Origin of the sequence: Actinosynnema pretiosum (genome assembly GCF_002354875.1) — a bacterium.
Classification (GTDB): Bacteria; Actinomycetota; Actinomycetes; order Mycobacteriales; family Pseudonocardiaceae; genus Actinosynnema; species Actinosynnema auranticum.
Genome location: NZ_CP023445.1, coordinates 1,152,174 through 1,172,805, shown reverse-complemented (window position 1 = coordinate 1,172,805; position 20,632 = coordinate 1,152,174). Strand labels below are relative to the sequence as shown.

Below are 20,632 nucleotides of genomic sequence, written 5' to 3'. Positions count from 1 at the left end.
CCTCTCGGAAGTTCCTGGGGCAGACGTTACGAGGAGAAACGTTCCGAGTCAAGAAGATATCGGGTCGGATCATCCGAACGTGGGGGTACCATCCACGGGTATGGACCTCACCGCGCCCCAGACCGACAGCCGCGGCGAAGACCTGAACTGGCTGCTGCACCGCGCCGCCCAGAAGCTGAACGCGACCGCGCAGGAGGTCGCCGCCAAGCACGGCGTCAGCACCCGCGGGCAGGTCATCCTCACCGCGCTCGTGAGCCACAGCTGCACCCGGACCCAGCTCTCGCTCGGCCACATGCTCGGCCTGGACAAGACGACGCTGACCGCCGAGCTCGACCGCCTGGAGCGGGCGGGCCTGGTGGAGCGCAAGCCGGACCCCAACGACCGCCGCGTGCGCACCCCCTCGATCACCGAGCAGGGGCGCGCCGTGCAGCGGGACGTCGCGGTGGTGCACGGGGCGGTCGAGGCGGAGTTCACGGCCGACCTGAGCCCGGTCGAGGCGAACCTGCTCAAGGCGCTGCTGCACCGACTGATCAGCGCCGAGCGGGGCACCCCGGACAGCGGCTCCTGCCTCTGACCTCAAGAACGCCCCAGCTGCACCGTACGTACACGGCACGCTCCACCATTCGGGTGCAATAATCCACCGAACAGGTGAGAGCTAGTAGCGCATTCTCACGCACAGCCGATACGCAACGGGGTCGCCACGGCACGCTCCGGTCTCGTCGTTTTCACCCTTCTCGGGGACAGGACCGAAGGCACCGTGCGACGCTAAGGACGGCTCGACACGGCTGCCCGGCGCTCGTCCGCCACGCCGCCGGTCCAGCGCGCCCGCACGGGCGCGCGCCGGTCGTCCGCAGCGCCCGCGTCGAGGAATATGGAGGTAGGAACCTGTGAGCACAGGTAAGGAGTGGCAGATCGCCTGCCGCGACATCGCTTCCCGTCGCCGTGACATGACCGTCTTCGTCAGCCAGGGGCACGTCGTGGTCACCGTGCCGCCCGGCGAGGCCGCCGTGCTCACCCCCCTGGAGGTGGGCAGGCTGCGCGCCGCGCTGCGGGACGCCGTCGTGAACGCCTCCGACGCCCCGGAAGCCTGACCCTCTTCCTACTCACGGGTAGGTAGTGCCACCATCGAGCGATGGGCACCTACTCGGCAGCACGGGCGCTGGCGACCCTGGTCCGCGCGGGCGTGGTGCGCCCGATGCGGCCGGACCGGCTGCTCGGCGTGCTCGGCGCGTACCTGCGCTGGCGCGTCACCCTGCCCTTCGGCTACGCCACCGGCGCGGCGAGGCACCCCGACCGGACCGCGCTGGTGGACGACCTCGGCGCGCTGACCTACGCCGAGGTCGACCTGCGCACGACCCGGCTCGCGGCGGGGCTCGCCGCGCTCGGCGTGCGCGGTGACCAGCGGGTCGCCGTGCTGTGCCGCAACCACCGGGGGTTCGTGGAGACCGTCACGGCGTGCGCGAAGCTCGGGGCCGACGTGGTCCTGCTCAACAGCGGGCTGAGCCCGGCGCGGCTCGTGGCGGTGCTGCGGGAGCAGGAACCGGTGGCGCTGGTGGCCGACGCCGAGTTCGACGGAGCGCTGCGCGACGCGCCCAGCGGGATCATCCGCGTCACGGCCTGGCCGGAGGACGGCGGGAGCGCGGACGACGCGGGCGACGCGGACGACGCGGGGACGGGGAACACCAAGGCTGAGGACGCGAGGGCTGGGAACGCGGGGCCCAGGGACGCGGGGCCTGGGGACGCGGGCAGGAACGCGGGAAACGCGGGAACCGGGCACGTGGACGGGACCGCGCGGGCCGGGAGCGTGGGCAGAACTGCGCAGGCCGAACAGGTGGGCGGAAGCACGCAGGCCGGGCACGCGGGTGGAAGTGCGCGGGCCGGCCACGGGAGCGGGCCTGCGGAGGCGGGTGGCGCGGCGGCGCCCGGCGGAACCCGCGACCACCCCCGCACCACCCTCGACGACCTGCGCGCCACCACCACGCCCCTCCCCGCCCGCACGAGCCGCAGTCACGTCGTCGTGCTCACCTCCGGCACCTCTGGCCCCGCGAAGGGCGCCCGTCGCCCCGAGCCGCCGAGTCTCGCGCCCGCCGCGGCGCTGTTCTCGCGCATCCCCCTGCGGCACGGCGACGTCTGCGCGATCCCCGCCCCGCTGTTCCACACCTGGGGCTTCGCCGCGTTCCAGCTCGCCCTCGTGCTCGGCGGCACGCTCGTCCTGCGCCGCCACCCGACCCCGGAAGCCCTGGCCCAGGACCTGCGCGGGTGCGACGCCCTGTTCACCGTCCCCGTCCAGCTCCAGCGCCTCCTGGAGGTGAACGGCCCCCTCCCCTCCCCCAGGGTGATCGCGTCCAGCGGTTCCGCGCTGCCGCCGCGCGTGGTCCGGGACTGCCTGCGCCGCACCGGTCCCGCGCTGCACAACCTCTACGGCTCCACCGAGGTCTCCTGGGTCACCGTCGCCCGCCCCGACGAGCTGGCCGCGCACCCGACCACCGCCGGAAGACCACCGCCCGACACCGTCCTGGAGATCCTCGACGAGCGCGGCGACCCCGTTCCCCCCGGCGAGACCGGCCGGATCTTCGCGGGCAACGCCATGCTGTTCGACGGCTACACCCACGCCGAGAGCCGCGACCGGGTGCGCGGGCTCCTGCCCACCGGGGACCTCGGCCGGGTCGTCGACGGGCTGCTGTTCGTCGTCGGCCGGGACGACGAGATGGTCGTCTCCGGCGGCGAGAACGTCCACCCCTCGGCGGTCGAGGACGTGATCTCCGCTATGCCCGGCGTGCGCGAGGTGGCCGTGGTGGGCGTGCCGGACGAGCGGTTCGGGCAGCGGCTGGTGGCCCACGTGGTCAAGGACGACGACGGCCCGACCGAGGAGGCGGTGCTGGCGCGGGTGCGGGCGGAGCTCGCCCGGTTCGCCGTGCCGCGCGCCGTCGTCTTCCGCCCGGAACTGCCCCGCAACGCCACCGGCAAGGTCCTCAAGCGCGAACTCGGAGCGTGATCGGGCGGAACTCGGGGGTGAGCGCGCGCCGCCATGTGTGCCATGCTCCGCGAGGACGTTTGCCTCCCCTGCGTCCCAGGGCCGCGAACCGCTGCCGCGGGCCGCGGTGCCACCGAGCGAACGGAGCTTGACGATGGTTGTTAACTCTCTCCGCAGGATCCTCGCGGTCGCCGCTCTCTGCGCGTCCTTCGGCGTGGTCGCGGCCGTCGCGGCGAGCGCGAGCCCCGCGGTCAACGCCTCCGCGATCGAGGACACCTTCACCCCGCCCTACTCCATCGAGCCCTGAGCACCCGCTCACCGGCCGGGGTCGTGTGACGCGACCCCGGTCCTTCGGGCACAGTGAGTGAGTGAGCACCGACGTGTTGCGCCTGCGCGCGCCCCGGAACCGGGTCAGCCGCAGGGCGATCACCCTCTGGACCCTGGACGCGGCGATCGGGTGGCTGGTGCTGCTGGCGATCCAGCTGGTCCCCTACTTCCTGGTGTCGGACGCGTCGACGTGGCAGACCGCCGGCCTGGTGGCCACGGTCGTCGTGGGCGTGGCGCACACGCTGGTGATGCCCCGGTGGCGGTACCGCGTGCACCGCTGGGAGGCCACGCCGGAGGCGGTGTACACGCTGTCCGGCTGGTTGACCCAGGAGTGGCGGATCGCGCCGGTCTCGCGCATCCAGACCGTGGACACCAAGCGCGGGCCGCTCCAGCAGCTGCTGCGCCTGTCGACGGTGACGGTGACCACGGCGTCGGCGGCGGGGCCGGTGGAGATCGCCGGTCTGGACCACGCCGAGGCGGTCCGGCTGGCCGAGGAGCTGACCTCGACGACGCAGGCCACGCCGGGTGACGCGACGTGACGACGCCGGACGAGCGCGGGCAGGCGACCCCCATCCCCGTGCCGGAGACCTGTGCGCCGCAAGCCGAAGCGCCCGGGGCCCCGATGCCTCAAGCCCCGGCGGTCCAGCCCGACCACCCGCTCCCCGCCTACCCCACCGCCCCCGAGCTGAACGACGAGCTGGTCGTCGACTGGCACCGGCTGGACGCGCGCATGGTCGTGGTCCGCCCGCTCAACGAGATCCTCGGCCTGGTCCCGGTGCTGATCGGCCTGCTGGTCCTGGGCAACGGCGACGGCTGGCGGGTCGGCATCAGCATCGCCGTGGTGGTCCTGATCATCGCGCTGGGCGTGCTGAACTGGGTCACCACCCGCTACCGGATCACCCCGGAGCAGGTCGAGCTGCGCACCGGCCTGTTCGTGCGCAAGCGCCTGGCGGTGCCGCGCGACCGCATCCGCAGCGTCGACCTGACCGCGAAGCTGGGCCACCGCCTGTTCGGCCTGTCCGCCGTCAGGCTGGGCACGGGCAGCCGCGACCAGCCCGGTGAGGACGGCCTGACGCTGGACGCGGTCACGTCGGCGGAGGGCGAGCGGTTGCGCGTGCTGCTGCTCGACCACGCCCCGCGGACCGGGCGGTCGCCCGACGGGGGCCCGCGCCCGGTGGAGCCGGGCACGACGCTGGCCGAGCTGGACACCCGCTGGCTGCGCTACGCCCCGCTGACCCTGTCCGGCCTGGTCGGCATCGGCGCGCTGTTCGGCGTGGTGGTGAACTTCGCCCGCGAGCTGGACATCGAGGTGCTGGACCCGGCGGTGGACGCCGCGCACTGGGTGGTCGGGCAGCCGCTCGCGCAGACGATCGCGGTGTCGGTGCTGGTGGTGGCGGTGCTGTCGACGCTGGGCGCGCTGCTGCTGTACGTGCTCCAGTTCTGGGGCTACCGGCTGACCCGCGAGCCGGACGGCACGGTCCGGGTGCGGCGGGGGCTGCTGACGACGCGCTCGGTGTCGCTGGCGGAGCAGCGGCTGCGCGGCGTGGAGGTGCAGGAGGCGCTGCTGCTGCGGGCCGGTCGCGGCGCGAAGGCGGTCGCGGTGACCACGGGGTTGGGCCGCAAGGGCGAGAGCAGCCTGCTGCTGCCGCCCGCCCCGCGCGCCGAGGCGCACCGGGTGACGAGCGAGGTGCTGCGGGTCGAGGCCCCGCCGACGACCGCGCCGCTGCGCGGGCACCCGGCCGCGGCGCTGCGCAGGCGGGTGGTGCGCGCGGTGGGACCGGCGCTGGTGCTGGTGGCCGCGCTGGTGGTGTGGGCCCCGTCGTGGGCGTGGCAGGCGGCGCTGCCGCTGGTGCCGCTGGCCGCGCTGGTGGGCTGGGACCGCTACCGCTCGCTCGGGCACGCGCTGACCGACCGCTACCTGGTGGTGCGGTCGGGTTCGCTGCTGCGGGAGACGGTGGCGCTGCAGCGCACCGGGATCATCGGTTGGCGGGTGCGCCGGACGTTCTTCCAGCGCCGCGCGGGCCTGGTGACCGTGGTGGCCACGACGGCGGCGGGCGACGGGCACTACGCCGTGGTGGACGTCGGCGAGGCGGACGGCCTCGCCGTCGCCGACGAGGCCGTCCCTGACCTGCTCAGGCCGTTCTTGCTGCGCCCGTGAACTGCTTGAGCAGCACCACGGCGGCGGCGGACACGAGCGTGCCGACCACCAGGGACAGCAGGAACTGCAGCGGCCCGCCGATGAAGCCGATCACGAACAGGCCGCCGTGCGGCGCGCGCAGCGTCGCGCCGAGGCCCATGGACATCGCGCCGGTGACGGCGGAGCCGAGCATCAGCGGCGGGATGACCCGCAGCGGGTCGGCGGCGGCGAACGGGATCGCGCCCTCGGTGATGAACGACGCGCCGAGCAGCCACGCGGCGCGCCCGTTCTCCCGCTCGACCGGGGTGAACAGGGCGCCGCGCACGGCCGTGGCCAGCGCGAGCGCGAGCGGCGGCACCATGCCCGCGGCCATCACGGCGGCCATGATCTCCAGCGACGCCTGGGCGCCGGTGGTGAGGCCGCCGATGGCGAAGGTGTAGGCGGCCTTGTTGACCGGGCCGCCCATGTCGAACGCCATCATCAGGCCGAGCAGGGCGCCGAGCAGGACGGCGCTGGTGCCGGTGAGCCCGCCGAGCCAGTCGGTCAACCCGGTCGTCGCCGCCGCGACCGGCTTGCCCACCACCAGGTACATGAGGATGCCGACGGCGGCCGACCCGAGCAGCGGGTAGACCACGACCGGCATGACCCCGGCCATCCACTTCGGCACCTTGATCCGCTTGAGCCCCAGCACGACGGCGCCCGCGAGGAGACCCGCGACGAGGCCGCCGAGGAAGCCCGCGCCGGTCGCCGAGGCGACCGCGCCGCCGACGAAGCCGGGCGCGATGGCGGGCCGGTCGGCCATGGCGAACGCGATGAAGCCCGCGAGCACCGGCACCAGGAACCCGAACGCGAGCGCGCCGGTCTGCTGGCTGAGCGCGCCCCAGCTGGCGGCGCTGGCCGGGTCGAAGTGCTCGGTGACGGGCGGCGCGTCGGTGACGTCGTAGCCGCCGAGGGCGAAGCCGAGCGCGATGAGCAGACCGCCCGCCGCGACGAACGGGATGAGGTAGCTGACGCCGGTCATCAGCCACTGGCGCAGCCGGGTGCCGAACCCGTCGCCGGGCTTGGCCTTGCTGGTCAGCGCGGACTCGGCCGGGTCGGCGGCGGGTTCCCGCTCGCCCTCGGCGGCTGCGGCCCTTGCCTGCTCCAGCAGCCCGGCGGCGCCGCTGATGGCCTGCTTGACGCTCGCCTCCACCACCGGCAGCCCGGCGAACCGCTCCCGGCCGGACACCGCGACGTCGGCGGCCAGGATGACCGCGTCGGCCGAGGCGATGACCTCCTCGGGCAGCGGGTCGGACCCGGCGGAGCCCTGCGTCTCGACGGTGATCTCGTCGCCGGACGCCTTCGCCGCCTGCTCCAGGGACTCGGCGGCCATGTAGGTGTGCGCGATGCCGGTGGGGCACGCGGTGATCGCGACGAACCTCACGGCGCGACCTCGGTCCGGACGTAGGCCGCCAGCTGCTCGGCGTCGGTGGCCTCGCGCAGGGTGGTGGTGAACTCGGCGCGCACCAGCCTGCGGGCGAGGGCGGCGAGCACCTTCATGTGGTCGGTGCCGCCGCCCTCGGGCGCGGCGATCAGGAACACCAGGTGCGCGGGGCCGTCCGGGGCGCCGAAGTCGACGCCCGCCGCGCTGCGGCCGAACGCGAGCGTGGGCGCGGTGACGGCGGCCGAGCGGCAGTGCGGGATGCCGATGCCGCCTTCCAGGCCCGTGGGCATCTGCGCCTCGCGGGCGGCGACGTCGGCGAGGAACTGGTCCAGGTCGGTGACGCGGCCCGCCGCCACGAGCCGCTCCGCGAGGGCGCGCACGACTGCCTCGCGCGAGGTCGGCGCGAGGTCGAGGTCGACCAGGTCGGCTGTGATGAGTTCGGTCATGGTGCGCCTCCGCTGAGGGTGAGGTTCTCGTCGACGTCGACGAGGCGCACCGCGTCCGGGTGCACCTCGGTGGGGCCGGGCATCCGGCTTCCCTCGGCGGCCACCGCCGCCGTGCCGTAGGCGACCGCGGCGCGCAGCGCGTCCGGTCCGCCGCCGCCGGCGCGCAGGAACCCGGCGAGCGCCGCGTCCCCGGCGCCGACCGTGCTGCGGACGGTGGTGGGCGGGGCGATCGCGTGGTGCGCGCCTCGGGGGTCGACCAGCAGCGCGCCGTGCGCGCCGAGGGTGACCAGCACCGCGCCGACGCCGTCGGCGAGCAGCGCGCGCGAGAAGCCGAGGACCGCGCCGAGCGTGGGCAGCTCCGCGCCCGCCAGTTCGGCCAGCTCGGCGTGGTTGGGGGCGAGCAGGTCGACGGGGCCCGCGTGGGCGAGCGGCGCGCCGGAGCTGTCCACGGCGACGCGCGCCCCGCCGGAACCGGCGGCGAGGCGGGCGTACAGGTCGGCGGGCGCGCCGGGCGGCAGGCTGCCGCAGCACACCAGCCAGTCGGCGTCCGCGCACAGCCGCGCGGACTGCCCGACGAGCGCGTCGACCTCGGCGGGCGACAGCTCGGGACCGGGTTCGTTGATCTTGGTGGTGGTGCCGTCCGCCTCGACCAGCGCGGTGTTGGCGCGGGTGTGCCCGGCCACGGGAACGGGGACGGCGGGGACCTCGCCGAGCAGGTCGAGCAGGAGCCGCCCGGACGCGCCGCCCACCGGCAGCAGGGCCACGGCGTCCGCGCCCGCGGCGGTGAGCGCGCGGGCCACGTTGACGCCCTTGCCTCCGGGCTCCAGGCGCACGGACGAGGCGCGCAGCACCTCGCCCCTGGTGAGCGCGCCGATGGCGGCGGTGCGGTCCAGGCTGGGGTTGGGGGTGACGGTGACGATCACGCCAGCACCACCGAGGGGCCCTCGGCCTCCAGCTCGCGCGCCGCCGCCCGGTCGAGGCCGCTGTCGCTGATCAGGACGTCCAGGTCGGAGAGCTTGGCGAACCGGCTGAGCTGGTCGGTCCCGTGCTTGCCGTGGTCGGCCAGCAGCACGCGCCTGCGCGCGGCGGAGACCATCGCGGTCTTCACGGCGGCCTCCGCGAGGTCGGGGGTGGTGCAGCCGCGCTGGGCGGAGAACCCGTTGGCTCCGAGGAACACCACGTCCACGAGCAGCCCTTCGAGCGCGTCCAGCGCCCAGGACTCGACGGAGGCGAGGGTGGCCCCCCTGACCCGGCCGCCGAGCAGGTGCAGGGTCGCGTTGGGGCGGGCGGCGACGGCGGTGGCGATGGGCACCGAGTTGGTGATGACGGTCAGCTCCCGGTCGGTCGGCAGGAGCGCGGCGAGGCGGGCGGTGGTGGTGCCCGCGTCCAGCAGGACCGAGCCGCGCTCGGGCAGGTGGTCCAGCGCGGCGCGGGCGATGCGGTCCTTCTCGGCGGCGTTGGTGCGGTCGCGCTGGGCGACGCCCGGTTCGACGTCGAGCCGGTCGACGGCGACCGCGCCGCCGTAGACCCGGCGGACCAGGCCCTGGCGCTCCAGGACGCCCAGGTCGCGCCGGATGGTCTCGGGGGCGACGCCGAGCTCCTCGGCCATGTCGCTGACGTCGACCCTGCCGTCCCGCCGCGCCCGCTGCGCCAGCAGGGCGTGCCGCTCCGCCGCGTACATGCCCGTTTACCTCCGTTGTTGCCCGTTGCTACGCGATTCTGCTCGCAATCACGCCGCAAGCAATGGGCCGTTCGGGTGAAAGCAAACCGAATCGGGCATCACCCGGCGGAGCGGAACGTGGTCCGGTAACCGCTCGGGGACACCCCGAGCGCGGCGGCGAACCGCTGGCGCAGCGCGGCGCCGGTGCCGAACCCGGCGTGCCTGGCGACCTGGTCCACCGGCAGGTCCGTGGTCTCCAGCAGCCTGCGCGCCCGGTCCACCCGCTGCCGCAGCAGCCACTCGCCGGGGCTCGCGCCGGTCTCCTCCCGGAAGCGCCGGGTGAACGTGCGCACGCTCATCCGCGCCCGCCCGGCCAGCGCGCGCAGGTCCAGCGGCTCGTCGAGGTGCTCCAGCGCCCACGCGCGCACGGGCGCGGTCGACGCGTCCCCGGTGACCGGCAGCGGGCGGTCGATGAACTGGGCCTGGCCGCCCGGCCGCCACGACGGCACCACGCTGCGCCTGGCCGCCCGGTTCGCGACCTCGCTGCCGTGGTCGGCGCGCACCACGTGCAGGCACAGGTCGATGCCCGCCGCCACGCCCGCCGAGGTGAGCACGTCGCCGTCGTCCACGAACAGCACGCCGGGGTCCAGCTCGACACGGGGGAACAGCAGGCGGAACTCCTCGGCGTGCAGCCAGTGCGTGGTGGCGCGCCTGCCGTCGAGCAACCCGGCCGCGGCGAGCGCGAACGCGCCGGTGCAGATGGACATCACGCGCGCTCCCCGCGCCGACGCCGCCCGCAGCGCCTGACCGACCCCGTCGGGCAGCTCGCCCCGGTCGATCAGCGCGCGGTCGTGCACGCCGGGCACCACGACGGTGTCCGCCTCGCTGAGCAGGTCAAGGCCCCGGTCGGCGGTGACGGTGAACCCGGAGGCCGAGCGCACCGGCGCGCCGCCGGGGGTGCACACGTCGACCCGGTAGAGCCGCCGGTCGGCCGCGTCGCGGGCGCCGCCGAGGATCTGGCCGGGGACGCCGAGGTCGAACGCGACCACGTCCGGCAGCACGAGCAGGACAACGCGGTGGGGTGGCATGGCCGGATGTTTGCACATGATGGCCCACCGGCCACTTCTGCGGGCGCGCCAGGGGAGCGCACGCTTGTCGCGTGATCCGCAACAGGCAGAACCAGGCGTGGGTGGTCGCCGCCGTCGCCTTCACCGCGCTCGTCGGTGCCGCCGCGTTCCGCGCGGCCCCCGGAGCGCTGATCGCGCCGCTGCAGCGCGAGTTCGGCTGGTCCACCGGCTCGATCGGGTTCGCCGTGTCGGTGAACCTGCTGCTCTACGGCCTGACCGCGCCGTTCGCCGCCGCGCTGATGGAGCAGCTGGGCGTGCGGCGGGTCGTGGCGGGCGCGCTGGCGCTGGTCGCGGCGGGCAGCGCGCTGTCCACGCTGGCGTCCGCGAGCTGGCACCTGGTGCTCTTCTGGGGCCTGATGATCGGCATCGGGTCCGGCTCGATGGCGCTGGCGTTCGTGGCCACCATCACCAACCGGTGGTTCGTGCGGCGCAGGGGCCTGGTCACCGGCGTGCTCACGGCGGGCGGCGCGACCGGACAGCTGGTGTTCCTGCCGGTGGTGGCCGCGCTCGCCGAGTCCTCGGGGTGGCGGGTGGCGTCGCTGGTCGTGTCGGGCGCGGCGCTGGCCGTGGTGCCGCTGGCGCTGCTGCTCCTGCGCGAGTACCCGGCGGACCTGGGCGTGCCGCCCCACGGCGGGACCGAGGTGGTGCCGCGACCCGAGCGCACGACCGGCGCCGCCCGGCGGGCGCTGGGCGCGCTCGCGTCGGCCGCGCGCACCGGCCCGTTCTGGTTCCTGGCGGGCGGGTTCGCGATCTGCGGGGCCACCACGAACGGCCTGGTCGGCACGCACTTCATCCCCGCCGCGCACGACCACGGGATGCCCACCACCACGGCCGCCGGGCTGCTCGCGCTGGTCGGCGTGTTCGACGTCGTGGGCACCGTGCTGTCCGGCTGGCTCACCGACCGCGTCGACCCGCGCCTGCTGCTCACCGCCTACTACGCGCTGCGCGGCCTGTCGCTCCTGCTGCTGCCGCAGCTGTTCCACCACTCCGTGGAGCCGTCCATGCTGGTGTTCATCGTCTTCTACGGGCTGGACTGGGTGGCCACCGTGCCGCCGACGGTGGCGCTGTGCCGCGAGGTGTTCGGCGCGTCCGGGGCCGTGGTGTTCGGCTGGGTGTTCGCCTCGCACCAGGTCGGCGCCGCGCTCGCCGCGACCGCCGCGGGCCTGGTCCGCGACGGCTTCGGCGACTACGCGCCCGCCTGGTACGCCGCCGGGCTGCTCTCGGTGGCCGCCGCGGGGCTGTCGCTGGCGGTGCGGCGGAAGGCGGTCGTGCCCCCGAGCCCGCGCGACGCGCCCACGCCCGCGTGACGCGATCACCCGGCGCGCCCGCCGCGCGTGACGGAATCGCAAGGTGGACGCCCGCCCGAGCGGGCGGTCCGCTCGGGCCCCGGCGACTAGGCTTCGGGGGGTGATGGATCGCCTGGTGTGGATCGACTGCGAGATGACCGGCCTGGACCTGGGCTCCGACGCCCTGATCGAGATCGCGGCGCTGGTGACCGACGCGGAGCTGAACGTCCTCGGCGAGGGCGTCGACGTGGTCATCCACGCCGACGACGAGGCGCTCGCCGCGATGCCGGAAGTGGTCGTGAAGATGCACGCCAAGTCCGGCCTCACGGAGGAGGTCCGGCGCTCGACGACGACGCTCGCCGAGGCCGAGGCGCTGGTGCTCGCCTACATCCGCGAGTGGGTGCCCGACGCGCGCACCGCGCCGCTGGCGGGCAACTCGATCGCGACGGACCGGGGCTTCATCGCCCGCGACATGCCGGAGCTGGACGCGCACCTGCACTACCGGATGGTCGACGTGTCGTCCATCAAGGAGCTGTGCAGGCGCTGGTACCCGCGCATCTACTTCGCGCAGCCCGGCAAGGGCCTGGCGCACCGGGCGCTCGCGGACATCGAGGAGTCCATCCGGGAGCTGGCCTACTACCGCCGCACCGCGTTCGTGCCGCAGCCCGGCCCGACCTCGGAGCAGGCGCAGTCGGTGGCCGCCGAGCTGCTCGCGGCGGACGGCGTGACGCCCGCCGACCGCGTGAAATAGGGGCGATTTCAGGCTTGGCGGTGTGGCACTGTATGCTTCATCCGCCGGGCCAGCCCGGTGATGGTGGGTGTAGCTCAGTCGGTAGAGCACTGGGTTGTGATCCCAGGTGTCGCGGGTTCAAGTCCCGTCACTCACCCCGAGAGAACGCCCCTCGACCACAAGGTCGGGGGGCGTTTCCCACGTCTTGAGGGGTTTTCGCCGATGAGCGCCACTCTCGTCGCCAAGGACCTGGCCGCCGGGCACGGCGACCGCGTGCTGTTCTCCGGTCTGGACCTGGTGGTCGCGCCGGGGGACGTGGTCGGTCTGGTCGGGGTGAACGGCGCGGGCAAGTCGACGCTCCTGCGCACCCTGGCGGGCCTCGTCCCGGCCGAGTCCGGTGTGATCCGCCTCTCCCCCGCGTCCGCGACGGTCGGGCACCTGCCGCAGGAGCCCGAGCGGCGTCCGGATGAGGCGGTGCGGGACTTCCTGGCGCGCCGCACCGGGGTCGCGCACGCCCAGGCGGAGCTGGACCGGTTGACCGAGCTGCTGTCGCAGGGCCTGGACGAGGGCTACTCGGAGGCGCTGGAGCGGTGGCTCGCGCTCGGCGGGGCGGACCTGGCCGAGCGGTCCGAGGAGGTCGCCGCCGAGCTGGGGCTGGGCGTGGACCTGGACCAGCCGATGACCTCGCTGTCCGGCGGGCAGGCGGCGCGGGCGGGCATGGCGTCGCTGCTGCTGAGCCGGTACGACGTGTTCCTGCTCGACGAGCCGACCAACGACCTGGACCTGGACGGGCTGGAGCGCCTCGAGGCGTTCGTCACGGGGTTGCGGGCGGGCGCGGTGCTGGTGTCGCACGACCGGGAGTTCCTGGCGCGCACCGTGACGCGGGTGGTGGAGCTGGACCTGGCGCAGGGCCGGGTGCGGTCCTACGGCGGCGGGTACGAGTCGTACCTGGAGGAGCGCGAGATCGCCCGGCGGCACGCGCGCGAGGACTACGAGGAGTACGCGGACAAGCGCTCGGACCTGGAGGAGCGGGCCAGGACGCAGCGCGCGTGGATGGAGAAGGGCGTCAAGAACGCCCGGCGCAAGTCCACCGACAACGACAAGGTCGGCCGCAAGTTCCGCTCCGAGTCGACCGAGAAGCAGGCCGCGAAGGCCAGGCAGACCGAGCGGCTGATCGAGCGGCTGGACGTGGTCGAGGAGCCCCGCAAGGAGTGGGAGCTGCGGATGGAGATCGCCGCGGCCCCGCGCTCGGGCGCGGTCGTGGCGGTGCTGCGCGGCGCGGTCGTGCGGCGCGGCGGCTTCACGCTCGGGCCGGTCGACCTGCAGGTGGACTGGGCGGACCGGGTCGCGATCACCGGGGCGAACGGCGCGGGCAAGTCGACGCTGCTGGCCGCGCTGCTGGGCCGGGTCGAGCTGGCCGAGGGCTCGGCGTCGCTGGGGCCGGGCGTGGTGGTCGGCGAGGTCGACCAGGCGCGCGGGCTGTTCCTGGGCGAGCTGCCGCTGGCCGACGCGTTCGGCGCCGAGGTGCCCGACCTGCCGTCGGCGGAGGTGCGCACGCTGCTGGCGAAGTTCGGCCTGAAGGCGGACCACGTGCTGCGACCGGCCGCGTCGCTGTCACCGGGCGAGCGCACCCGCGCGGCGCTGGCGCTGCTCCAGGCGCGCGGGGTGAACCTGCTGGTGCTGGACGAGCCGACGAACCACCTCGACCTGCCCGCGATCGAGCAGCTGGAGTCGGCGCTGGAGAGCTTCACCGGCACCCTGCTCCTGGTCACCCACGACCGCAGGATGCTGTCCACGATGCGAACGACCCGCCGCCTGGAAGTGGCGGCGGGTCGCGTCGCGGACCGCTGAGGGGTTGGGGCGGTGACTACTTGTTGCCGCCCTTCACCCACTCCTCCCACGGCACCTGCCAGTCGCCGAAGCCGTCCCAGGACTCCAGGCGCGGGCCGCCCGAGTTGGTGACGATCACGATGTCGCCGGGCTTCGACAGGTCGTAGACCCACTTCGCGTTCTCGAGCGACAGGTTCAGGCAGCCGTGGCTGACGTTGCGGACGCCCTGGTCGCCGACCGACCACGGGGCTCCGTGGAAGAAGATGCCGCTGTTGGACATGCGCGTCGCCCACTGGACCGGGGTGACGTAGCCGCCCGCGTCCAGCGCGAGGCCGTACGTGCGCGAGTCCATGACCATGCTGGCGTGCTTCTCGGTCAGCACGTAGGTGCCGACCGGGGTGGTGTTGGCCGCGTTGCCCATGGAGGTGGGCATGGTGCGCGCGACCTGACCGTTGATCTTGGTGACGACCTGGTGGCTCTGGCCGTCCGCCTCGTGGACCACCGCGTCGCCGATGGTGGTCTGGATGCGTCGGTCCTTCTCGCCGTACACGCCGTTGCCGAGGTGCTTGCCGTAGACCTTGGCGTCGATGGTGACCTTGGTGCCCGCCGCCCAGTAGTCCTGCGGGCGCCAGTGCACCTCGTCGTCCTTGAACCAGTAGAACGCGCCGTCGACCGCGGGCTCCGTGGTGATGGAGATCATGGCCTCGGCGGCGGCCTTGTCCGCGATCGGCTCGTCGAAGTAGAACGCCAGCGGCTGGCCGATGCCGACGGTGGTGCCGTCCATCGGGTTCACCGACAGGAAGGTCTGCGTCCTCGGCTTCACGGTGGTGAAGCTGGAGGTCTGCGTGACCGGCTTGCCGTCCGCTCCCCGGCCGGTGACCGAGAGCGTGTACTGCTTCTGGTAGCCGAGCGCCTCGGTGTTGACCCACTGCGCGCCGTCGGCCGAGAGCTGACCGGCGACGGTCTTGCCCTCCGCGTTGGTCAGCACGGCCTCGGTGATCTTGCCGTCGGTGGCGGTCGCCACGACCGGGAGTCCCGGTGCGACGTCCGCCGTCCGGTCGGCGGGCCCGAGGCTGAGCGACACCGGCTTGGCGGGTTCGGAGGACTGCGCCGCCACCGGCGTCGTGTCGCTCCCGTTGCCCGCCGAATCGCCCGCACCGCTCGAACACGCTGTGAGCAGGGTCGCGACGACCCCGAGCACAGCGATTCCCAGCGCCCCCCGCTTGCGCGACTTGCCCATCCCCTGCCCCGTCCGTTTCCGTGCTATTCCGAACACCGAACGTAGCCACGTCCGCCCTGTTCAGCGTCCCCTGCATAGGGGACGTCATAGGGGTTGCCCCCGTTGCCGGAGATGCTGGATCGTTACCGGCACCCGACCGCGCCGTCCGGTGCCGCCAAACCCGGCCTGACCAGGCGATTGGGAACTGCGGCAGATGCTGTGCTAATGTTCTCCATGTCGGACGGAGCAAGAACAAAGCAAGAAAGCAAGACCGTCTGAGCGCCGCTAGCTCAACTGGCAGAGCAGCTGACTCTTAATCAGCGGGTTCGGGGTTCGAGTCCCTGGCGGCGCACTCCAGAAATGGGGCCTTCGAGAAATCGAAGGCCCCATTTCTGCGTTCAGCCGAAGGCCAGCGCTATCCGTCTCCTCACCATCAGCCTGGTCAGGCCGACATCGGGGTCGACTCGCAGGTCAGCGCGTCGGTCGAGCCGTTCGTAGGCTTTCGCCAGCAGCCAGTGCGCGGCTTCCGAGCCCAGCGGCGCCAGCGGTCCCTGCCCGCCCAGTTCGGCCAAGGTCCTGGCCACCTGCCGCGTGACGAACGCCTTTCGCACGACGCTGCCCGCCAATTCGTCTATCAGGAACACGAGGGCGTGCTCCAGGTCACCGAACCGGTAGGCGCAGAGCACCGCGAGGTAACCGGCGTCGATGGTGCGGTCGCACGTCCACGAACCGCCGACCTTGAGCGGCGGGCCCGCCGGGCGCACCGCGCTCCTGGCCCACTGCCCCGGCCGCCCGGTGACCGCGGCGGCCAGCACCCCCAGAAGAGCGTCGGAGCGCGGCCCCGAACGGGCGACGGCGTGCTCGACCAGCCCGGCCCAGAACTCGTCGTCGACCGCGCAGTCCGCCACCGCGCTGCTCAGCGTCAGCTCGGCCTCCAGCGGGTCGGCCAGGCCGGGCAGGTCCCGGCAGCGGCGCACCACCCTGCGCTGCGCCGGGGTCAGGGGTGTCCCCTGTGGACGGCTCACCACCAGGGCCGGGCGCCGCGACGTGGTCATCGTGTCGCGGCTCACAGGCTGAGGCTGGCACGGGGCGCGCCACCCCGCACCGGCCGGCGCGACACCGCACCCGAACGGGGACAATGGCCGCTCGTGGAGTCACTGCGCGAGGCGGTGTGGCGGGCCGCCACCAACCGGAGGGCGCGCCTGCCGCGCACCTCACACCTGTCACCGGCCGAGGTGGACGGCGCCGTGCGCGCCGCGCTGCGGGACGCCCTGGACCCGCTGTGGGAGCGCGGCTGGACGCCGGGCGACGTGCGCGAGGTCGTGGGCAGGGCCGGGGACGCGCGGGCGGTGGCGTACCTGGTGGACGTGCTGGCCGCCGAGTCCGAGCGGCTGGGCGCGCTGCCGCCGCTGTGGCGCGAGCAGCTGGCGGAGCTGGACGCGCGGGTCTGGTGGGACCCGGAGCTGCCGCACCTGGACCAGTGGGCCGCCAGGCACATCGAGCTGCGCGACGACGCCGTGGAGGTGGTGGTCGGCGTGCTCGCGAGCCTGGTCGGGCTGCCGCCGCTGCCCGCGATCGCGCCGCCGCCGGGGTCGCCGCTGGCCGGGCTGGAGCACCGGGGCGTGGACGCGCGCGTGCTCAAGCGGGTGCGCGGGCTGCTGGCCAAGGCCGAGTCGACCGCGTTCCCCGAGGAGGCGGAGGCGCTGTCGGCGAAGGCGCAGGAGCTGGTGACCCGGCACGCGCTGGAGCGGATGCCGGACGAGGAGCCATCGGCCGGGTCGCGGCGGTTGTGGCTGGACCGGAAGTACTTCGACGGCAAGGCCCAGGTGGTGCACGTGGTCGCCGAGGCGAACCGGGCGCGCGCGGTCGTGCACGCCGACCTGGGGTTCGTGGCGCTGGTGGGCGCCGAGGTGGACCTGGAGATCGTGGAGCTGCTGTCGCGGTCGCTGCTGGTGCAGGCCACGCGCGCGATGGTCGCGGCGGGCGAGCGGGCCGGGAAGGCGTCGGAGGAGCGGTCGCTGGGGTTCCGCAAGTCGTTCCTGCTGGCGTACGCGCAGCGGGTCGGGGAGCGGCTGCGGGCGGTGAACGAGGTGTCGGACGACCGGTTGCTGCCGGTGCTGGCGCAGCGGCGCAAGGAGGTGGACACGCTGTTCGGGCGGCTGTTCGCGCGGACCGTGTCGAAGACGACGGTGGTGCGCAGCGCGGCCGGGTGGGACGCCGGGTGGGACGCGGCGGCCCGCGCGGACCTGGACGCCGGGCGGTGACGCTCCCCTCCCCGTGACGTGCGCCTCGCCGGTGCGGGAGCATGGTCGGGTGCCGGAGCTGGAGACCACGGACGACGTCCGCGCCAGGATGAGCAGGCAGCGCTCGCGCGACACCGGGATCGAGGTGGCGCTGCGCCGGGAGCTGCACCGGCTGGGCCTGCGGTACCGGGTGCACCGGCGGCCGGTGAGGGGCGTGCGGCGCGAGGCGGACGTGGTGTTCGGGCCGACGCGCGTGGCGGTGTTCGTGGACGGCTGCTTCTGGCACGGCTGCCCCGAGCACGGCACCTGGCCGAAGCGGAACGGCGAGTTCTGGCGGGCCAAGATCGAGGCGAACCGGGCGCGGGACGCGAACACGGACCTGGTGCTGGCCGAGGCCGGGTGGGCGGCGGTGCGGGTGTGGGAGCACGAGGACCCGGCGGTGGCGGCGGAGCGGGTGCGGGAGGCGGTCTTGGGGCGGCGCGGTCTCGGCTAGCCTGACCGGTGTGCTGTCCATGATCGACCTGTTCGCCGGGTGCGGCGGCATGACCTCCGGTTTCACCTCGGCGGGGTTCGAGCCGGTCATGGCGGTGGAGCACGACCTGCACGCGGCGTCGACGTACGCGGCGAACTTCGGCGAGGACCACGTGCGGTGGGCCGACATCGCGGCGGTGCCGGACTCGGCGGTGCCGCGGGTCGACGTCGTGGTGGGCGGGCCGCCGTGCCAGGGGTTCTCGACGCTGGGCTCGCGGGACGTGAACGACCCCCGGAACTCGCTGTGGCGGGAGTACCTGCGGGTGGTGCGGGCGGCGCGGCCGTCGGTGTTCGTGATCGAGAACGTGGGGCGGTTCCTGGCGTCGACCGAGTTCGCGCTGCTCCAGGCCGAGACCGAGGGGTACGAGCTGTCGGCGGGGGTGCTGCTGGCGGCCGACTTCGGGGTGCCCCAGCGGAGGCGGCGGGCGATCGTGATCGGGTCGCGGGTCGGGAAGGTGGAGCTGCCCGCGCCCACGCACGCGCGCGAGTCGTGGCACGCGGTGCGGGACGTGCTGACCGGGTTGCCGGAGGTGCCCGCGTCGACCGCGCTGCCCAGGGCGGCGGCGGAGTTCTTCGGGCGGTCGGTGCCGGGGCGGTTCACGAGCGCGGACCTGCACATCGGGCGGAACCCGACGCCGCTGTCGCTGCTGCGGTACCGGCACGTGCCGCCCGGTGGCGGGCGGTTCGACCTGCCGGACGAGCTGCTGCCGAGGTGCTGGCGGGAGAAGAAGACCGGGACGACGGACGTGATGGGGCGGATGCGGTGGGACGAGCCGTCGCTGACCATCCGGACCGAGTTCTACAAGCCCGAGAAGGGGCAGTACCTGCACCCGCAGTGGGAGCCGGGCGAGGACGGGCACCGGGTGGACCGGCCGATCACGCACCTGGAGGCGGCGCGGCTGCAGGGGTTCCCGGACGGGTTCCAGTGGTGCGGGACGAAGGGCGAGGTGGCGCGGCAGATCGGCAACGCGGTGCCGCCGCCGCTGGCGAGGGCGGTGGCCGAGCAGGTGCGCGGGGCGCTGACCGGCGTCGCTCGACCGGGTGACTTCTGCCCGCTCTGCCCGTGACCGGCCCGGTTTTTGTCGGGGGTCGCCCCTAGCGTCGTCGACATGACGACAGCGACGTACGAGAGCACTGTTCTGCTGGGCACGACGAGCTACCGGGTGGTGGCCTCGGCCGATCCGGACCTGGTGGTGGAGCTGACCGGGGTGGACACCTCGGGGGCGCAGGTGGCGGAGGGGGCGCTGCGGCTGCCCGCCGACGCGGGGGTGGCCGTGGGCAGGCTGCTCGGGCAGGTGCTGGGGGCGTTGGGGCGGCTGGGGGCTCGGGGGCCGACCGGGCGGGAGCGGCCTGCGAACGCGAACCAGCCGTGGAGCGGGGAGCTGGACGGGGAGCTGCGCGCGGCGTGGCTTGAGGCGGAACCGGGCACGACGGCGGCCGAGCTGGTGCGGGTGGTGGCGCGCGGGATGGGGCGGTCGGCGTGGTCGATCCGGGCGCGGCTGGCGCGGGTGGGCTGCGACCCGGACGTGCCGGGGCGGGTGCTGTCGCCTGCGGGCGCGGGGGTGCTGGGGGCCGGGGAGTTGGTGGCGGCGGGAGTGCCGCCGCCGGTGGGGACCGTGACCGCCGGGGCTGGAGTCGGGGCTGGCGGTGGCGGGATGGGCACCGGTGCTGCCGGTGGTGGTGACGCTGCTGGTGGTGGCGCTGGGGCTGGTGATGCCCGCCAGGCGGGGGCCGGGTCCGGGGTCTCTCAGGGTGCGGACCAGGGGGTGGTTCAGGGGCAAGCCTGATCCGGGGGCGACCCGATCCGACGATGCTCGGTGGTGGGCACGGCGTCGCGGAACGCCGGGTTCGGGGCGTTGCGGGGAGGGGTGCGTCATGGAGATCACCGGGATCATCTCGGCGTTGCTGATCGGCGTCGTCGTGGGCGGGCTGGGCAGACTGGTGGTGCCGGGCAAGCAGCGGATGTCGCTGCTGACGACCGTGCTGGTCGGCATCGGCGCGGCCCTGCTGGGCACCGTCGGCGCGACTGTCCTGGGCGTCGCAGACACGGCGGGCGTCGACTGGATCGAGCTGGCGCTCCAGGTGGGCCTGGCGGGCGCGGGCGTGACGTTCCTGTCCGACCGCAGCAGGACCCACCAGTACCACTGACGCCACTGATCACGCGCACCCACAACGCCGAACGACCACGCCCTGCCGAGGGCGGGCCACGGCCCGGACGGGACCGGCACCACCGAACGCGAACGCGCCGGTGGCGCCCGGCCCCGCCGGGTCCGCCGAACTCGGCGGGCGGAGTCGGCGGCGTAACAGGCGGGCGGACACGACGGCGCAGCAGACTCGGCGGGCGGACGGAGTCGGCGGCGCAGCGGGCGGGTGACGTTGGCGGCGCAGCGAGCGGGCGAAGTTGGCGGCGCAGCGGGCGGGCGGAGTTGGCGGCGCAGCGGGCGGGTGGCCTCAGCGGGCGACTCGGTGGCTTAGCGGGCGGGTGGACTCGGCGGGCGGACTCGGCGGCTTAGCAGGCGGGTGGACTCGGCGGGCAGGTGTTGGAAGGCCAGTGGTCGATCGGGTTGGTGGCTATTCGATCGGGAGTTGGCCGGTCGGTGGTCGGTGGTCGCTGGTTGCCGGTCGGCTGTCGCTGGTCGCCCTCGGTCGGTCGGTGGCCGCCAGCGGTCTGCGGCTGCCAGCAGTCGGTGACCTGTGGC

Annotated in this window: 21 protein-coding genes and 2 tRNA genes; 16 read left to right on the top strand and 7 right to left on the bottom strand. The window is 74.4% G+C overall.

Features of this window, described 5'->3' with window-relative positions:
- The first annotated feature begins 100 nt into the window (after nucleotides 1-100).
- From CNX65_RS05365 to CNX65_RS05345, 6 genes are all read left to right on the top strand, one after another.
- Complete coding sequence (locus CNX65_RS05365; protein ID WP_218181571.1) at nucleotides 101-574, top strand: MarR family winged helix-turn-helix transcriptional regulator; 474 nt, start codon at nucleotides 101-103, stop codon at nucleotides 572-574.
- Nucleotides 575-887: 313 nt separating this feature from the next.
- Entirely contained in the window at nucleotides 888-1,091 is a 204-nt protein-coding gene (locus CNX65_RS05360) for a hypothetical protein (RefSeq protein ID WP_096491768.1), read from the top strand.
- A gap of 41 nt (nucleotides 1,092-1,132) precedes the next feature.
- Entirely contained in the window at nucleotides 1,133-2,995 is a 1,863-nt protein-coding gene (locus tag CNX65_RS05355; RefSeq protein ID WP_096491767.1) for an AMP-binding protein, read from the top strand.
- Between the two features lie 133 nt (nucleotides 2,996-3,128).
- Nucleotides 3,129-3,281: a hypothetical protein gene (locus CNX65_RS35155; RefSeq protein WP_012783683.1), complete on the top strand. Its 153-nt coding sequence runs from the start codon at nucleotides 3,129-3,131 to the stop codon at nucleotides 3,279-3,281.
- A gap of 61 nt (nucleotides 3,282-3,342) precedes the next feature.
- Entirely contained in the window at nucleotides 3,343-3,840 is a 498-nt protein-coding gene (locus tag CNX65_RS05350; RefSeq protein ID WP_232519706.1) for a PH domain-containing protein, read from the top strand.
- Between the two features lie 83 nt (nucleotides 3,841-3,923).
- Nucleotides 3,924-5,459, top strand: a complete 1,536-nt coding sequence (locus tag CNX65_RS05345) for a PH domain-containing protein (RefSeq protein ID WP_096497624.1) — start codon at nucleotides 3,924-3,926, stop codon at nucleotides 5,457-5,459.
- Here the strand turns inward: CNX65_RS05345 and CNX65_RS05340 are convergent.
- The 5 genes from CNX65_RS05340 to CNX65_RS05320 form a co-directional block, all read right to left on the bottom strand.
- Nucleotides 5,434-6,861, bottom strand: coding sequence for a PTS fructose transporter subunit IIC (locus tag CNX65_RS05340; protein WP_096491766.1), 1,428 nt, complete (start codon nucleotides 6,859-6,861; stop codon nucleotides 5,434-5,436). The genes CNX65_RS05345 and CNX65_RS05340 overlap by 26 nt on opposite strands.
- Entirely contained in the window at nucleotides 6,858-7,307 is a 450-nt protein-coding gene (locus CNX65_RS05335) for a PTS sugar transporter subunit IIA (RefSeq protein ID WP_096491765.1), read from the bottom strand. The genes CNX65_RS05340 and CNX65_RS05335 overlap by 4 nt, the downstream gene beginning before the upstream one ends.
- The gene (locus CNX65_RS05330) at nucleotides 7,304-8,230 is read right to left on the bottom strand and encodes a 1-phosphofructokinase family hexose kinase (RefSeq protein ID WP_096491764.1); all 927 of its coding nucleotides are present in this window, start codon (nucleotides 8,228-8,230) and stop codon (nucleotides 7,304-7,306) included. Before CNX65_RS05330 ends, CNX65_RS05335 begins: the two co-directional genes overlap by 4 nt.
- On the bottom strand, nucleotides 8,227-8,988 hold the full coding sequence (locus CNX65_RS05325) for a DeoR/GlpR family DNA-binding transcription regulator (protein ID WP_096491763.1): 762 nt from the start codon (nucleotides 8,986-8,988) through the stop codon (nucleotides 8,227-8,229). Before CNX65_RS05325 ends, CNX65_RS05330 begins: the two co-directional genes overlap by 4 nt.
- Before the next feature lie 98 nt (nucleotides 8,989-9,086).
- Nucleotides 9,087-10,055 carry a GlxA family transcriptional regulator gene (locus tag CNX65_RS05320; protein ID WP_096491762.1) on the bottom strand — a complete coding sequence of 323 codons (969 nt, stop codon included), beginning with the start codon at nucleotides 10,053-10,055 and terminating at the stop codon, nucleotides 9,087-9,089.
- Nucleotides 10,056-10,126: 71 nt separating this feature from the next.
- On the opposite strand from CNX65_RS05320, the gene CNX65_RS05315 reads away from it, so the two are divergent.
- From CNX65_RS05315 to CNX65_RS05300, 4 genes are all read left to right on the top strand, one after another.
- Nucleotides 10,127-11,401: an MFS transporter gene (locus CNX65_RS05315; protein WP_096491761.1), complete on the top strand. Its 1,275-nt coding sequence runs from the start codon at nucleotides 10,127-10,129 to the stop codon at nucleotides 11,399-11,401.
- A gap of 100 nt (nucleotides 11,402-11,501) precedes the next feature.
- Nucleotides 11,502-12,131: an oligoribonuclease gene (gene orn, locus CNX65_RS05310; protein ID WP_041836592.1), complete on the top strand. Its 630-nt coding sequence runs from the start codon at nucleotides 11,502-11,504 to the stop codon at nucleotides 12,129-12,131.
- A 63-nt stretch (nucleotides 12,132-12,194) separates the two neighbouring features.
- Nucleotides 12,195-12,267, top strand: a tRNA-His gene (locus CNX65_RS05305).
- 65 nt (nucleotides 12,268-12,332) lie between these two features.
- A complete protein-coding gene (locus CNX65_RS05300) occupies nucleotides 12,333-13,961 on the top strand; it encodes an ABC-F family ATP-binding cassette domain-containing protein (RefSeq protein ID WP_096491760.1) in 1,629 nt (542 codons plus the stop codon).
- Nucleotides 13,962-13,977: 16 nt separating this feature from the next.
- Here CNX65_RS05300 and CNX65_RS05295 read toward each other — a convergent pair whose 3' ends face one another.
- A complete protein-coding gene (locus CNX65_RS05295) occupies nucleotides 13,978-15,180 on the bottom strand; it encodes a L,D-transpeptidase (RefSeq protein WP_096491759.1) in 1,203 nt (400 codons plus the stop codon).
- Nucleotides 15,181-15,438: 258 nt separating this feature from the next.
- On the opposite strand from CNX65_RS05295, the gene CNX65_RS05290 reads away from it, so the two are divergent.
- Nucleotides 15,439-15,511: transfer RNA gene (locus CNX65_RS05290), tRNA-Lys, on the top strand.
- Nucleotides 15,512-15,557: 46 nt separating this feature from the next.
- Here CNX65_RS05290 and CNX65_RS05285 read toward each other — a convergent pair.
- Nucleotides 15,558-16,229, bottom strand: coding sequence for a hypothetical protein (locus CNX65_RS05285; RefSeq protein ID WP_096491758.1), 672 nt, complete (start codon nucleotides 16,227-16,229; stop codon nucleotides 15,558-15,560).
- Nucleotides 16,230-16,307: 78 nt separating this feature from the next.
- Between CNX65_RS05285 and CNX65_RS05280 the strand changes: the two genes are divergently transcribed.
- The 5 genes from CNX65_RS05280 (at nucleotide 16,308) to CNX65_RS05260 (ending at nucleotide 20,081) form a co-directional block, all read left to right on the top strand.
- On the top strand, nucleotides 16,308-17,423 hold the full coding sequence (locus CNX65_RS05280; protein WP_096491757.1) for a DUF2786 domain-containing protein: 1,116 nt from the start codon (nucleotides 16,308-16,310) through the stop codon (nucleotides 17,421-17,423).
- Nucleotides 17,424-17,511: 88 nt separating this feature from the next.
- A complete protein-coding gene (locus CNX65_RS05275) occupies nucleotides 17,512-17,895 on the top strand; it encodes a very short patch repair endonuclease (protein ID WP_096497623.1) in 384 nt (127 codons plus the stop codon).
- A 19-nt stretch (nucleotides 17,896-17,914) separates the two neighbouring features.
- Nucleotides 17,915-19,000, top strand: coding sequence for a DNA cytosine methyltransferase (locus CNX65_RS05270; RefSeq protein ID WP_096491756.1), 1,086 nt, complete (start codon nucleotides 17,915-17,917; stop codon nucleotides 18,998-19,000).
- A 42-nt stretch (nucleotides 19,001-19,042) separates the two neighbouring features.
- Complete coding sequence (locus tag CNX65_RS05265; RefSeq protein ID WP_096497622.1) at nucleotides 19,043-19,720, top strand: hypothetical protein; 678 nt, start codon at nucleotides 19,043-19,045, stop codon at nucleotides 19,718-19,720.
- Between the two features lie 88 nt (nucleotides 19,721-19,808).
- Nucleotides 19,809-20,081: a GlsB/YeaQ/YmgE family stress response membrane protein gene (locus CNX65_RS05260; RefSeq protein WP_096491755.1), complete on the top strand. Its 273-nt coding sequence runs from the start codon at nucleotides 19,809-19,811 to the stop codon at nucleotides 20,079-20,081.
- Nucleotides 20,082-20,632: the final 551 nt, after the last annotated feature.

Excerpts from the sequence above, each read along its gene's own strand:
- CNX65_RS05365 (WP_218181571.1), top strand. The coding sequence starts at position 101 with ATGGACCTCACCGCGCCCCAGACCGACAGCCGCGGCGAAGACCTGAAC.
- CNX65_RS05355 (WP_096491767.1), top strand. The coding sequence starts at position 1,133 with ATGGGCACCTACTCGGCAGCACGGGCGCTGGCGACCCTGGTCCGCGCG.
- CNX65_RS35155 (WP_012783683.1), top strand. The coding sequence starts at position 3,129 with ATGGTTGTTAACTCTCTCCGCAGGATCCTCGCGGTCGCCGCTCTCTGC.
- CNX65_RS05345 (WP_096497624.1), top strand. The coding sequence starts at position 3,924 with ATGCCTCAAGCCCCGGCGGTCCAGCCCGACCACCCGCTCCCCGCCTAC.
- CNX65_RS05335 (WP_096491765.1), bottom strand. The coding sequence starts at position 7,307 with ATGACCGAACTCATCACAGCCGACCTGGTCGACCTCGACCTCGCGCCG.
- CNX65_RS05325 (WP_096491763.1), bottom strand. The coding sequence starts at position 8,988 with ATGTACGCGGCGGAGCGGCACGCCCTGCTGGCGCAGCGGGCGCGGCGG.
- CNX65_RS05320 (WP_096491762.1), bottom strand. The coding sequence starts at position 10,055 with ATGCCACCCCACCGCGTTGTCCTGCTCGTGCTGCCGGACGTGGTCGCG.
- CNX65_RS05300 (WP_096491760.1), top strand. The coding sequence starts at position 12,333 with ATGAGCGCCACTCTCGTCGCCAAGGACCTGGCCGCCGGGCACGGCGAC.
- CNX65_RS05295 (WP_096491759.1), bottom strand. The coding sequence starts at position 15,180 with ATGGGCAAGTCGCGCAAGCGGGGGGCGCTGGGAATCGCTGTGCTCGGG.
- CNX65_RS05275 (WP_096497623.1), top strand. The coding sequence starts at position 17,512 with ATGAGCAGGCAGCGCTCGCGCGACACCGGGATCGAGGTGGCGCTGCGC.
- CNX65_RS05270 (WP_096491756.1), top strand. The coding sequence starts at position 17,915 with ATGATCGACCTGTTCGCCGGGTGCGGCGGCATGACCTCCGGTTTCACC.
- CNX65_RS05265 (WP_096497622.1), top strand. The coding sequence starts at position 19,043 with ATGACGACAGCGACGTACGAGAGCACTGTTCTGCTGGGCACGACGAGC.
- CNX65_RS05260 (WP_096491755.1), top strand. The coding sequence starts at position 19,809 with ATGGAGATCACCGGGATCATCTCGGCGTTGCTGATCGGCGTCGTCGTG.